11 protein-coding genes are annotated in these 12,697 nt (G+C 73.1%); 6 read left to right on the plus strand and 5 right to left on the minus strand.

What is annotated here, in order from left to right:
• Window positions 1-42 precede the first annotated feature (42 nt).
• Complete coding sequence (locus ACTIDRAF_RS0204240; protein WP_016697467.1) at window positions 43-1,689, minus strand: amidohydrolase; 1,647 nt, start codon at window positions 1,687-1,689, stop codon at window positions 43-45.
• Window positions 1,690-1,768: 79 nt separating this feature from the next.
• Window positions 1,769-2,308, minus strand: coding sequence for an FxsA family protein (locus tag ACTIDRAF_RS27165; RefSeq protein ID WP_016697468.1), 540 nt, complete (start codon window positions 2,306-2,308; stop codon window positions 1,769-1,771).
• 192 nt (window positions 2,309-2,500) lie between these two features.
• Here ACTIDRAF_RS27165 and ACTIDRAF_RS0204250 point away from each other — a divergent pair, with 192 nt between their 5' ends.
• The 5 genes from ACTIDRAF_RS0204250 (at window position 2,501) to ACTIDRAF_RS27180 (ending at window position 9,236) form a co-directional block, all read left to right on the plus strand.
• Window positions 2,501-3,934 (plus strand): KamA family radical SAM protein, encoded by a 1,434-nt coding sequence (locus tag ACTIDRAF_RS0204250; protein WP_016697469.1) that lies wholly within the window; start codon window positions 2,501-2,503, stop codon window positions 3,932-3,934.
• 115 nt (window positions 3,935-4,049) lie between these two features.
• Window positions 4,050-6,680: an ABC transporter permease gene (locus tag ACTIDRAF_RS27170; RefSeq protein WP_016697470.1), complete on the plus strand. Its 2,631-nt coding sequence runs from the start codon at window positions 4,050-4,052 to the stop codon at window positions 6,678-6,680.
• Complete coding sequence (locus tag ACTIDRAF_RS27175; protein WP_016697471.1) at window positions 6,673-7,395, plus strand: ABC transporter ATP-binding protein; 723 nt, start codon at window positions 6,673-6,675, stop codon at window positions 7,393-7,395. The genes ACTIDRAF_RS27170 and ACTIDRAF_RS27175 overlap by 8 nt, the downstream gene beginning before the upstream one ends.
• Window positions 7,392-8,111 (plus strand): ABC transporter ATP-binding protein, encoded by a 720-nt coding sequence (locus tag ACTIDRAF_RS0204265; protein WP_016697472.1) that lies wholly within the window; start codon window positions 7,392-7,394, stop codon window positions 8,109-8,111. The genes ACTIDRAF_RS27175 and ACTIDRAF_RS0204265 overlap by 4 nt, the downstream gene beginning before the upstream one ends.
• Before the next feature lie 51 nt (window positions 8,112-8,162).
• Window positions 8,163-9,236: a GDSL-type esterase/lipase family protein gene (locus tag ACTIDRAF_RS27180; RefSeq protein WP_016697473.1), complete on the plus strand. Its 1,074-nt coding sequence runs from the start codon at window positions 8,163-8,165 to the stop codon at window positions 9,234-9,236.
• Window positions 9,237-9,450: 214 nt separating this feature from the next.
• On the opposite strand, the gene ACTIDRAF_RS0204275 is transcribed toward ACTIDRAF_RS27180, so the two are convergent.
• Both ACTIDRAF_RS0204275 and ACTIDRAF_RS0204280 read right to left on the minus strand, forming a co-directional pair.
• A complete protein-coding gene (locus ACTIDRAF_RS0204275) occupies window positions 9,451-9,903 on the minus strand; it encodes an Lrp/AsnC family transcriptional regulator (protein ID WP_016697474.1) in 453 nt (150 codons plus the stop codon).
• A complete protein-coding gene (locus tag ACTIDRAF_RS0204280; protein ID WP_016697475.1) occupies window positions 9,900-11,054 on the minus strand; it encodes a M24 family metallopeptidase in 1,155 nt (384 codons plus the stop codon). The genes ACTIDRAF_RS0204275 and ACTIDRAF_RS0204280 overlap by 4 nt, the downstream gene beginning before the upstream one ends.
• A 164-nt stretch (window positions 11,055-11,218) precedes the next feature.
• On the opposite strand from ACTIDRAF_RS0204280, the gene ACTIDRAF_RS0204285 reads away from it, so the two are divergent.
• Window positions 11,219-12,166, plus strand: a complete 948-nt coding sequence (locus ACTIDRAF_RS0204285; RefSeq protein WP_016697476.1) for a 5'-3' exonuclease — start codon at window positions 11,219-11,221, stop codon at window positions 12,164-12,166.
• Window positions 12,167-12,214: 48 nt separating this feature from the next.
• Here the strand turns inward: ACTIDRAF_RS0204285 and ACTIDRAF_RS0204290 are convergent, their stop codons facing one another.
• A complete protein-coding gene (locus tag ACTIDRAF_RS0204290) occupies window positions 12,215-12,592 on the minus strand; it encodes a phage holin family protein (RefSeq protein WP_016697477.1) in 378 nt (125 codons plus the stop codon).
• Window positions 12,593-12,697 lie beyond the last annotated feature (105 nt).

Raw genomic sequence — 12,697 nt, forward strand, 5'->3', positions numbered from 1 at the left:
GGGCGCCGACCGCCCGCCGGCGGCGGACCGTCCTCCTGGCCGCTACCCCACGACGCCCGGAGCCGGCTCCCCGGCCGATTCGTGGTCGTAGATCACCTGACCGCGCAGGACCGTGCGCAGGCACCGGGGCAGTTCCGCCTCCGCGTCCAGCCGGGGCAGCTTCGGGACCCGCGATCGGGGGTCCGTCGACCAGCGGGCCACCCGGGAGTCGGTGGCGGGACCGACGAGCTCACCCGTCTCCCAGACGGCGTAGGTCGCCGGAGCGCCGGGTACCAGCGTTCCGGTGAGGTCGTCGGCCTGACCGGCCGCGCGCCAGCCCCCTCGGGTGTGCGCCGTGAACGCCGCCCGGGGGGATATCCCGGAGCCCGGGGTGCGGTGGTGGACGGCCGCCCGCACCGCCGACCAGGGGTCCACCGGGGTGACCGGGGCGTCGGACCCGAAGGCGAGGGTCACCCCCGCCGCCGCCAACATCGCGAAGGGGTTGAGACCGGCGGCCCGGTCCGCACCCAGTCGCGCCGCGTACATGCCCTCCGCACCGCCCCAGGCGGCGTCGAAGTTCGGCTGCACGGAGGCCACCACGCCCCAGCGGGCCAACTGGGACGCCTGGTCGGCGGTCACCATCTCGAGGTGTTCGAGGCGGTGCCGGCCGGCCACGAGCGCGGACAGCCCCAGCACACCCTCCGCCAGCTCGAAGCCCCGGACGACGGCACTGGTCGCGGCGTCGCCGATGACGTGGAAGCCGGCCTGGAGCCCGTGCCTGCTGCACGCGACGAGGTGTCCGGCGATCTGGTCGGCGTCGAGGTACCTGAGGCCGTTGTGCTCCGCGTCGGCGTAGGGGGCGTGCAGGTGCGCCGTCCTGGAGCCCAGGGCGCCGTCGACGAAGAGGTCCCCGGCGAGGCCGGCGGCGCCGAGTTCCCGCGCCGCGCCCAGCCCGTCCAGCTCACCCCAGTACCCGACCAGGTCGGGTAGGTCGGGTTCCAGCCCCAGTCCCAGCAGCTCGGTGAGGTCGTCGGGGGAGGAGATGTCCGGGCCGGCGCACTCGTGGACCGCGGCGATGCCCTGGGAGGCGGCGTGCCGGAGGAACGCCAGTTGGGCGCGGTGCCGCTGTCCGGGGGTGAGGCTGTCCTGCGCGACCCGGCGGACCAGGTGGTGTGCCTCGGTGGTCAGCGGGCCGACGGGGTCGTAGCCGGGGCTGGTGCGGGCTGAGGGGGCCGCGTCGAGCATCGCCGTCGAGACCAGCGCCGAGTGCACGTCGATCCGGGAGAGGTAGACGGGCGCGCCGGCGCAGACGGCGTCGATCTCCGCTCGGCTCGGCGCGCGGCGCTCCGGCCAGCAGGTCTCGTCCCAGCCGTGCCCCCAGATGACCTCGCCGGGGTGGTCGGCCCGGTAGCGGGCCAGGGCGTCGAGCGTCTCCGGGAGGGAGCGGCAGCCGGTGAGGTCGAGCCCCTGGAGCAACAGCCCGGTGGCGGTGGCGTGCACGTGCGCGTCGACGAAGGCCGGGGCCACGAAGGCGCCCGCGAGGTCGACGACCTCGGCGTCGTCCCCGTAGAGCGCCATCGCCGCCGCGTCGTGGCCCACCCAGACGACGGTGTCGTCCACGACCGCCATGGCGGTCGCGTCCGGACTGGCTGGTGAGTGGATGCGTCCGCCGCGCAGCAGGGTGGTGGGGCGGTGGTACGTGGGGGTCACGCGTGCAGTCTGCCGGGTGGTGGTGGGCGGGTTGACCGGGCACCCGCCCTGGAGTGGCCGACATCGCCTCCGGCGGTCGTCAGGAAGCGCCACCGGGCAGCCCGCGCGGGTCCTGCGGTGGGTCGTCTCCGGGCCGTCGAGGCGCTCCGGGCCCGCCGTCCGCGCCCTCGGCGGGTGTGCGCCGTTGCGGCGCGTCCACGTCGACGTCGACGACCTCGCCCTCGACCACCCCTCCGGAGGCGCCGTGGTGGCCGGCGCGGCTCGCGAACCGCACCGCGTTCTGGGCGAAGCGGACGCGGCGGGAGAGCAGGCGCCGCCGGAAGACGGCACGCACCGGTGGCAGGAGCAGCAGCAGGCCGAGGAACGAGGTCAGCAGGCCGGGGACCAGCAGCATGATCGAGGCGAGGATGGCGGTCGCGCTGGCGCCGCCCTCCGGCGGCGCCTTGCGCCGGACGGCCTCCTGGACGGCGGTCACCGCCTTGGTGCTCTCGTGGCGCAGGAGCAGCCCGCCGCCGATGCTGCCGGCCACGACGAGCAGCAGGGTGGGCAGCACGCCGATGGCGTTGCCCACCAGGATCAGGGTGGCGATTTCGAGGATGGCCAGGAGCAGGAAAGGCACGGGCTGGGCACTCCCCACACGAGTCGGTTACACGGCTGTCTCGACAACGGACAGGAGGGCCGTCATGCTCCCGACACCTCGCGGACTTCGGTCTCACACCAGCCTAACGCACCCAGCTAGCGCGAAATATTTCCGGAGTTGACCGGGTGTGTAAGGATGTTTTTACGGTCGAACCGGATCTGGAGGCCAAGTATGACTGTCCAGGAAGCCATCGCCCGCCAGCGCGACGATCTTGCGGAGGGCCGGGGAGACGCCGGCGGCCCGCTCGGGGAGGGCGGCCGGGCCGAACAGCCCTACGAATACGTACGGCGAGAATTGGTTGAGCCCGACTGGCGGCGCTTCCCCGGTTGGCGGGATGTCACGGCCGACCAGTGGCGGGACGCCCAGTGGCAGCGGGTCAACTGCGTGCGCAACACCCGACAGCTGCGCCGGGTGATGGGCGAGCTGTTGACCGACCGCTTCTACGCGGACCTCGAGGCCGACCACCGCGAGATGGCGACCATGTCCATGCTCCTCCCACCCCAGATGATCAACACGATGGCGCGGGAGGCGACCGCCGAGCCCGAGGCGTTCACCGACGCGTTCCTGGCCGATCCGGTGCGCCGCTACATGCTCCCGGTCCGCTCGGACCGCCACCCGGTGTGGCCGAGCCACCCGCACTCCTCCAGGGACTCGCTGCACGAGGCGGAGATGTGGGTGGTGGAGGGGCTGACCCACCGCTACCCGACCAAGGTCCTCGCCGAGATGCTGTCCACCTGCCCGCAGTACTGCGGGCACTGCACCCGGATGGACCTGGTGGGCAACTCCACGCCCCAGGTGGACAAGCTCAGGCTGGGGCTGAAACCCGTGGACCGGCAGGACCGGATGATCCAGTACCTGCGTGAGACCCCGGGCGTCCGCGACGTGGTGGTCTCCGGCGGAGACGTCGCGAACATGCCGTGGCACCAGCTGGAGAGCTTCCTGATGCGTCTGCTGGAGATCGAGACGGTCCGGGACGTCAGGCTGGCGAGCAAGGCGCTGGCCGGACTGCCCCAGCACTGGCTCCAGCCGAAGGTCGTGGAAGGGCTGGAGCGGGTGGCGCGGACGGCGGCGCGACGGGGCGTCAACCTCGCCATCCACACCCACGTCAACCACGTGAACTCCGTGACGCCGCTGGTCGCGGAGGCGGCCAGGACGGCACTCGCGGTGGGAGTCCGCGACGTCCGCAACCAGGGCGTGTTGATGCGGGGCGTGAACGACAGCCCGGAAGCGCTGCTGGACCTGTGCTTCGCCCTCCAGGGCGAGACCGGCGTACTCCCCTACTACTTCTACATGTGCGACATGATCCCCAACGCCGAGCACTGGCGGCTGGCGGTTTGGGAGGCGCAGCGCCTCCAGCACGCCATCATGGGTTACCTGCCCGGTTACGCCACCCCGAGGCTGATCTGCGACGTGCCCTACGTCGGGAAGCGGTGGGTCCACCAGCTCGCCGAGTACGACCGCGAGCACGGGGTGTCCTACTGGACGAAGAACTACCGGACCGGCATCGAGGCGGAGGACCCGGACGCCCTCACCCGGCGCTACCCGTACTACGACCCGATCTACACGCTCGACGAACGGGGACAGCGGTGGTGGACCGAGCAGTGACCCCGCGCCGAGCTCCGTCCTCGGCCACCGCACCTGAGCACCAGCGCGTTACGAAGGGATGACCTTTTCGCGGTAGTCCCTACTCGGCCAGAGTAACGTATGTCACTCTGCGCGCGTGAAGCTGCCGTGGAAGCGGGCGCCCCTGGTGGCGTGGAGGCAACCGTCGAGCCTGTTGGTCGCCCTGTTCGCGGGCCTGGTCCTGGCGTTCGTGGCGTCCGCTGCCGTGCTGCACGTGTCCAGCGTGCGCACGGGGGCGGTCGACCACAACGTCAGCCGGTTCTGCCCCCACCTGCGGGGACCGGCCGTCGAGCTGGTTCCGGCGCGGTTCGACGGGAGCGTGGCGGCGGCCTCGATGGCGGCGGAGTCCGCGGCCGAACACGGGTTCGACGGCGTGGTCACCGGCTTGTACACCGGTGTGCTCATGCTGGAGTTCGGCGAGTCCGCCGGTCGAGCGAAACTCGCCTACCGCGACGGCCTCACCGAGCAGGTGACGGTGTCGCGCGGTGGCGGCACGGACGGCCTGTGGATCCCCGAATCGCTGGCCGAGCTCACCGGGGCGGATCTCGGCGACCGCCCCCGGCACCCGGGGCTTGGCGAGTTGCCCCCGGTCACCGCCGTCTACCAGGACCTGGAGCGGACCGGGGACGGCTACTGGTGCAGCGAGGAGAAACTTGTCGTCCCGGGTCCGATGGACAGCGAGTGGCAGAGCGCGGCTCCCGTCTTCGTCCCGGACCGGGACGTCCTCGCCTCCTTCCAGCCGCCGCCCGCCGTCGTCGACGAACTGGAGGTCCAGTGGGAGGACACCTCCCACGCGACCTTCACCACCACGCTGCGGTTCCCGGTCGACGCCCCCACGACCCCCGAGGAGGCGGCCGCGCTCCACGACCGGTCGCGGGCGGTGGTGGACGACCTCTCCGCCGAGCTGGCCCCCGAGGCCTTCGTCAGCAGGGGCGTCTACCTCGACCGCTCGCTCCAGCTGGCCGACGAGTCCAGCCGCACGGTCACCCTGGCGGTGCTGCCCCTGACCGTGGTCAGCCTCCTGGTGGGCCTGGCGGGCATGGCCGCCGTTGCGGTCCAGTGGCTCCAGCGCCGCACCGGGGAGGCGCGGTTGCTCTGGACGCACGGCGTCTCCCCCCTCGCCATCGGCACCAGGGCGCTGCTGGAACTCGGAGTTCCGGTCCTGGTCGGTTCGGCGGCCGGCCTGGGCCTGGCCACCCTCGCCCGCGGCCTGTACGCGCCGTCGCTCGTGCTGCGGGACGGTGTGCTGGTCGACGCCGGGCTCGCGGTCGGGGTACTGGCCGCCGCGTCGCTCGGGGTCCTGGTCGCCACGGTCGCGGTCCGGGCGCACCAGCTCTTCCAGGCGGTGCCCCGGGAGCGGTCGCGTGCGGTGAGCCGGCTGCGGCTGGTCCCGTGGGAACTCGCCACCGGCGCTCTCGCCGTGTGGTCGGGGCTGCGGCTCGCCGAGGGCGCGTTGACCGTCGAGTCCGGTGAGGTGCTGCCCCGGGTCGACCCGGTGGCGCTGGCGTTCCCGCTGCTGGTGGTGGTGACGATCGCCGGCCTGACGGCTCGCGGCCTCGGGTGGACGCTCGTCCGGTCCCACCGGCTCAGCTCCTGGCGGCGCCCCGCGTTCCAGTTCGGGGTACGACGGCTGGCGGCCTCCGGGGGAACCGCCGTGGGGGTCACCGCCCTCGCGCTCCTCGCGGTGGGGGTCCTCGCCGTCGGTGGCGGGGTCGTCGGCGCCCAACGGGACGCCTTCGACGCCAAGTCCGGAGTGCTGGTCGGCGCTGAGAGCGCCGTGGACGTGGGCAACACCACCGTCAACGCGGGCCAGGCGGTCCCCGCCTCGATCGCCGACCGGAGCACCCTGGTGGGCCGCTCCACCACCTCGATCGCCGACCCGCCGCGCGAGGTCACGGTCCTCGTCGTCGAGCCGGACACCTTCCACCGGGGCGGCTGGTTGGGTGACCGCCGCGTCGCCTCCGCCGTGGACGAGGCCATGTCGGCGTTGCGCGAGGCGGAGGCGGCCCGGGGGTCCGGGGACACCGCCGTACCCGCCGTCCGGGTGAGTGGTGCCCCCCGGGGAGAGCAGCTGCGGGCGGGCAGTGGGCTGGTGCTGAGCACCGTGGGCGAGGTCGCCGGCTTCCCCGGGGTCACCTCCCCCACCTACGTCGTGGCGCGGGACACCGTGCCGAGCGGCTTCCGGGTCAACACCTGGACCGTGCTGTCGGGGCTACCCGCGGCCGAGGTCATCGACGGCATCCAGGCCGCCGGCGGGTGGACCATCCAGTCCGTGGAACGGACCACGGCCCTGGACGGCCTGCCGTTCCTGACCATGCAGTGGACGTTCGGGTTCATCACCGTGCTCGGCACCGTGCTCGCCGTGCTGGCCATCACCTCCCTGCTGCTGGCCATCGAGGTGCGCCGCCGGCAGAACGCCCTGTCCGGTGCGTTGTCCCTCCGGATGGGGGTTCGGCTCCGGACCCTGGTCTCCAGCTACCTGGTGGAGCTGGGCACGATCGGCGGGCTCGCGGCACTGGTCGGCGCCGCCGTCGGGTGGGGCGCGGCCCAACTCGCCGCGAGCCAGCTCGACCCGGCGCCCCGGCTGGTGCCGGCCCCGGCGGCCCCGGTTCCCGTGCTGTTCCTGTCCGTCCTGCTGGTCGCCACCCTCGCGGTGGTGGGTGCGGCCACCTGGCTGGCCGTGCGCGCGGTGCGCACCGCCCGAGTGGGAGAGCTGATCCGTGAGTGAGCAGACGACGACGCGGACGCCCTCCACCGGGGAACCCGCACTCCTCCTGCGCGGTGTGGACGTGTCCTACTCCACGCAGCTGACCCGGGTCCCCGTCCTGAGTGGCGTCGACCTGGCCGTGTCCCGAGGCGAGTTCGTGGTCCTCGCCGGTCCGTCGGGCTCGGGGAAGTCCACCCTGCTGCGGGTGCTGGCGCTGGTCGCCCGCCCCACTTCGGGTTCCGTCCAGGTCTTCGGCCGGGACGTCACCCGGGCGGGCAACCCCGAGCTCCGCCGTCTCCGGTCCAGGCAGGTCACCCTCGTCTACCAGAACCCGGGCGACAACCTGTTCGACTACCTCAGCGTGGCGGAGAACCTGCGGGCGCGGGCGCAGCTCGCCGGCCGGGACGACCCCGGGCCAGCCCTGCTGGAGCGGATGGGGCTCGGTGGAACGGGCACCTGGCCGACGCAGGCGTTGTCCGGGGGCCAGCAGCAGCGGCTCGCCCTCGCCTGCGCCGTGGGCGCGGGCACCGACGTCGTCCTCGCCGACGAACCCACCTCGCAGCTCGACCAACGTTCCGCCGAGCTGGTGGTGGAAACGCTGACCCAGCTGCACGAACTCGGGGTCACCCTGGTGGTGGCCTCCCACGACCCGAGACTGCTCGGCCTGGGTCCCCGTGTCGTGCGGATCCGCGACGGACGCCTCCACCCGGGGGTCGAGAAGGAGGGAACGGCATGATCGCGGCGCAGGTACGGCTCCGGGTACGGGGCCTGGGACGGGGGTTCCACCAGGGTGGCGGCCGAATCGAGGTCCTGCGCGGTCTCGACCTCGACGTCGCCGCCGGGGAGGTCGTGACGGTGTCCGGTCCCTCCGGCTCGGGCAAGAGCACCCTCTTCGCGCTGTTGGCCGCCTTCGACAGGCCGGACACCGGTTCCGTGGAGGTGATGGGCGACGAGGTCACCCCGGCGACCCCGTGGACCAGCCTCGCGGTGCTACCGCAGACGATGGGGCTGTCGGAGGAGTTGACGCTGGCGGAGAACGTCGCGCTACCGCTGCGGATGCTCACCGCCCACCCGCCCGGGGAGGTGGCGGACCGGGTGGACTCGCTGCTGGGAGAGCTGGGCGTGGCGGCGCTGGCCGACCGGTACCCGCTCCAGGTGTCGTTCGGTCAGCGGCAGCGGGTCGCGCTGGCACGGGCGCTCGCGGTCCGCCCGGCGGTGCTGTTGGCCGACGAGCCCACCGCCCACCTGGACCACGCCAGCCTGTCCACTGTGCTCGTCGCGCTGCGGGCCGCGGCGGCGGAGGGTGCGGCCGTGCTCGTGGCGACGCACGACGACGAGGTGCACGCGATGGCGGACCGCTGCCTGGTGCTCTCCGAGGGGCGTCTCGTCCCCGGCGTCAGGGGCGCCGGCGGCCCCGTCCCGGCCGTGACCGGCACCGTGCGGACCGGATGAGAGAACTCCGGTCCTCCCGAACCGGACGGAAAGGCACATAAACTGTCCAGGATGCGCTCGCCCGCCCCGCTCCGCCCGCTGTCCCTGTTCCTCGTCCTGCTGATGATCGCCCTCCCCCTGCTGCTGGTCGTGTCCGACCGGCCGCTCCCGGTGCTCCCGGAACCGCCCTGGGACGCGCCGGGAGTCGTCGTGGCCCTGGGTGACTCCACGATGTCCGGGGAGGGCGCGGGCCACTACGAGCTCGGCACCGACGGCGAGGACGACAACTGGTGCCACCGGTCCAGCCACGCCACCGTGCACCACCTGCGGCTGCCCGGAGTGGACCGCACGGTGAACCTCGCGTGTTCGGGCGCACGCGCCGAACACGTGGGACTGGGTGACGCCGTGCACAACACGGAAGGCTCCCAGGCGGAACAGCTCCGGGACCTGGCCGGCGAGTACCGGGTCGCCGCGATCGTCGTGGCGGTCGGCGCCAACGACGACCCGCGGTTCTCGGACGTGCTGGGGCACTGCGTGCGTGCCTGGTTCGAGCAGGACGGCGGCCACTGCGGGGAGACCCTGTCTCCGAGCTGGGAGGACAGGGTCGCCGCGATGACGCCGAAGGTGCGCGCCGCGCTCGCCGACATCAGGCAGGTGATGCGGGAGCACGGCTACCCGGACGCCAGCTACGAGTTCGTGCTCCAGTCCTACGCCTCCCCGATCGGCACCAGGGTCATCCCGGGGTTGCGGGGGCTCGCCGGCTGCCCGTTCCGGGAGAGCGACACCAGCTGGATGCAGCAGGACGCGGTGCGCGCCCTGGCCGACGGCCTCGCCGGGGTGGCCAGGCAGGCGGAGGTCCGGTTCCTGGACCTCTCCCAGGCCGGCCTCGACCGCGAGGCCTGCTCCCGGGACGACGGCGAGGAGTGGTTCACCCGGCTCACGATCGACTGGGAAGGCCTCGGCGACGACCACCGGGCGCCACACGCCATCCAGGAGTCCTTCCACCCCAACGCCGCGGGGCACGCCGAGTTCGGACGTTGCCTGACCGACTTCCTGGCCGACACCGCCCGGTCCGCGGCGTGTGTCGCCGGGCCCGACGGTCGACTCACGGTCGTGCCCGACGACCGCGTGGTCGACGACCGGTGAGCACGTCCCGCCGGTCAGGCCACGGCGGCATGCCCGCCGGGGACGCCCGACCGCGGGCGGAGGACCTCGACGGCCCGCACCGGGGACTGGCCCGCCCCACGCGGTCGGCGTTCCCGACCAGGAGGGCGGTCGCCGGCGGGATCCCCGGGCCGGCCGCCCGTCCCGCTCCGCTACCACCCACCCCGAGCACCCCGCTGGTGGCCGTGCTGGGCGGTCAGACCGCGGGGGGCCTGTTCTCGAAGGGGGTCGACAGCACGACGGTGGTGCGGGTCGCGACCTTCGCCGCCTCCCGGATCTGGCGCAACAGGTCCTCCAGTCCGACCGGCGAGGCGACCCTGACCCGCAGGATGTACGACTCCTCCCCCGCCACCGAGTAGCACGACTCGATCTGCGGCAGGTGCTGGAGACGTTGCGGGTAGTCGTCCGGAGCGGCCGGGTCGATGGGGGTCAGCGAGATGAAGGCGGTCAGGGGCAGGCCCACCTGCTCGCCGTCCAACCTCGCCGAGTACCCGCGCAGCACTCCCCGCTGTTCCAGCCGGCGCACCCGCTGGTGCACGGCCGACACGCTCAGCCCCACCCGGTCGGCGAGATCGGTGAAGCTGCACCGGCCGTTCGACGCCAGCTCCCGGAGGATCGACCTGTCGATGGGTTCCAGCTGGGCGCTCACGTCGGGAGCACCGTCAACGCGCGTGGCCGGGTGTTCAGCCGGCGCACCCCGGTCCCGGTCACCGCGACGATGTCCTCGATCCTGGCGCCCCACCTGCCGGGGAAGTAGATTCCCGGCTCCACGCTGAAGGTCGTGCCCGGTTCGAGCACGTCGCCGTTGCCTCCGACGATGTAGGGCTCCTCGTGGACGTCCAGGCCGATGCCGTGCCCGGTGCGGTGCACGAAGAACTCTCCGTACCCGGCGGCGGTGATCACCTCGCGCGCCGCCGCGTCGACCGATTCCGCGGTCACCCCCGGCCGCACGGCGTCGACGGCGGCGCGCTGGGCCCGCTCGAGCACCGCGTACACCTCGCGCACGTCGGCGTCGGCGGGCTCCCCGACCGCGTAGGTGCGGGTGCAGTCCGAGTTGTAGCCGGCCGGCGTCGGCCCCCCGATGTCGACGACCACGACGTCGCCGGGCTGGATCACCCGGTCGGAGAGCTCGTGGTGCGGGCTGGCGCCGTTCGGTCCGGAGCCCACGATCACGAACTCCGCCGCGGTGTGGCCCTCGGCGACGATGGCGGCGGCGATGTCCGCGCCCACCTCCGCCTCACTCCGGCCGGGGCGCAGCCACTCGGCCATCCTCGCGTGCACCCGGTCGATGGCCGCCCCCGCCTCGGCGAGGGCCTCGATCTCCTCGGGGGACTTGCGCATCCTGATCTGGCGGATGACCGCCCCGGCGAGGACCTGCTCGGCATCCGGAGCCGAGGCCCGCAGCCCGAGCACGTGCTGCGCCGTCATCGAGTCACCCACGGCGAGCCGGGCCGGGGCACCCGCCCTGTTCACCAGCTCCACGACCAGGTCGTAGGGGCTCTCACCGTCGATCCACGTCACCAGGTCCAGGCCGAGTGCGGTGGTGTCCAGCGAGGCGAACCCCGGCTCCTCCAGTTTGGGGGTCACCAGGGCCGGGCGTTGTCCTGGTGCCGAGGGGACGACGAGCGCCGTCAGCCGCTCGAACGATCCGCTGTCGATCCCGAGGAGGTACCGGAGGTCGGAGCCGGGCGCGACGAGCAGCGCGTCCACGTCGGCGTGCCGCGCGGCCTCGGCCACGCGCGAAAGGCGGTCCCTGAACAGCTGGGGTTCGGTCAGGGAGGACGATGAGGGCGAGACCATGGCGGACAGCGTAGCGACGTGGCGGTGGCGGCGGGAAAGACGACCGGCCGGCCCGGTCGTGCTCGGCGGACCGTCACACGGGGCGGCTAGGGTGGCCCTGTCACGAAGGAGAGGGGCCGCCCCCTGGCCCCGACCCGGTCCCGGTCGGCGATGAGGAGTTCACGGTGTCCGGTAGTCGGCACGTCGACGGCCCACTCGTGCTGTTGGACTCCGCCAGCCTGTGGTTCCGGTCCTTCCACGCCCTCCCGGAGTCCCTCACCTCACCCGACGGCGTTCCGGTCAACGCGGTGCGCGGGTTCACCGACACCGTCGCCCGCATCCTCACCGACCGGCGGCCCCGGCGCTTCGTGGCGTGCCTGGACGCCGACTGGCGACCGGCGTTCCGGGTGGACGCCATTCCCTCGTACAAGACGCACCGCGTCGCGGAGGGCTCGTCGGACGCGGAGGAGGTGCCGGACACGCTGGCACCCCAGGTCGAGATCATCCTCGAGGTCCTGGCCGCCGCCGGGCTGGCGACGAGCCAGTCCGCCGGGCACGAGGCGGACGACGTCATCGGCACGTGGGCGGCCGGCGAACGCACCGACCCGGTGGAGATCGTCACGGGAGACCGTGACCTCTTCCAACTCGTCCGGTCCGAGCCCACGCCCACCGGTGTGCTCTACCTCGGCCGCGGGTGGGCGAAGGCCGAACTGTTCGGCCCCTCGGAGATCGCCGAGCGCTACCAGCTCCCCGTGGAGGTCGCGGGAGCAGCCTACGAAGCCATGTCCGTCCTGCGTGGCGACCCCTCCGACGGTCTACCCGGTGTGCCCGGAATCGGCGAGAAGACCGCGGCCCGCCTCATCTCCACCTTCGGAACGGTCGAGGACCTGCTGACCGCCGCCGAGGCCGGTGATCCGCGCGTCCCGCCCCGGGCCAGGGCGGCCCTGGTCGACGCCGGGGACTACCTCAGCAGGGCCACCCGCGTGGTGCGCGTCGTGCGGGACGCGCCGCTGCTGACCGACCGGGACCCCACCGTTCCCCACAGCCCGTCCGATCCGGAGCGGCTGGTGGAGTTGGGTCGGCGGTGGGGGCTGCGCCGGTCGGTGGACCGGCTGGCGGCCGCCCTCCGGTAGTGCCCCCAGCGCGCCACGCGCCCCGGGCCACGGTCGGCGCCGAGCCGTTCAGGACTTGATGACCTTCCGGGTGACGCTGTACAGCACGGCGGACACGATGGAGACGATGAGTCCGGCGAGCACCGCCGACCAGAAGTTCGAGACCGAGAAGGGCAGCCCGAACTGCTGCGCGATCCAACTGGCGAACATGAAGAGGAGGCCGTTCACCACCAGGCCGATCAGACCGAACGTGAGCAGGTAGAACAGGCATCCCACCGTCTTGGCCACCGGTTTGAGCACGGCGTTGACCAACCCGACGATGACCGCCACCACCAGCAGCGTTCCCAACCGCGCCCCGGTGGACCCGCCCTCCAGCTCCACACCGGGTAGCAGGGTCGTCGCCCACACCGCGATGGCGGTGATCAGGACGTGCAGGATCAGAACCACCGTGACGCACCCCGTTCTCGGCTCGCTCCGCGGCCCCCGGCCGCGATCGTCATCGCGGCTACCGTAGCCGACCGCGCCCGGGCACTGCCGGGAGTTCCCGGACCG

Origin of the sequence: Actinoalloteichus spitiensis RMV-1378, assembly GCF_000239155.1 — a bacterium.
Lineage (GTDB): Bacteria > Actinomycetota > Actinomycetes > Mycobacteriales > Pseudonocardiaceae > Actinoalloteichus_B > Actinoalloteichus_B spitiensis.

What these genes read in the sequence shown, in the direction of transcription:
- ACTIDRAF_RS0204250 (WP_016697469.1), top strand. Translation starts at nt 2,501, where the DNA reads ATGACTGTCCAGGAAGCCATCGCCCGCCAGCGCGACGATCTTGCGGAG.
- ACTIDRAF_RS0204265 (WP_016697472.1), top strand. Translation starts at nt 7,392, where the DNA reads ATGATCGCGGCGCAGGTACGGCTCCGGGTACGGGGCCTGGGACGGGGG.
- ACTIDRAF_RS27180 (WP_016697473.1), top strand. Translation starts at nt 8,163, where the DNA reads ATGCGCTCGCCCGCCCCGCTCCGCCCGCTGTCCCTGTTCCTCGTCCTG.
- ACTIDRAF_RS0204280 (WP_016697475.1), bottom strand. Translation starts at nt 11,054, where the DNA reads ATGGTCTCGCCCTCATCGTCCTCCCTGACCGAACCCCAGCTGTTCAGG.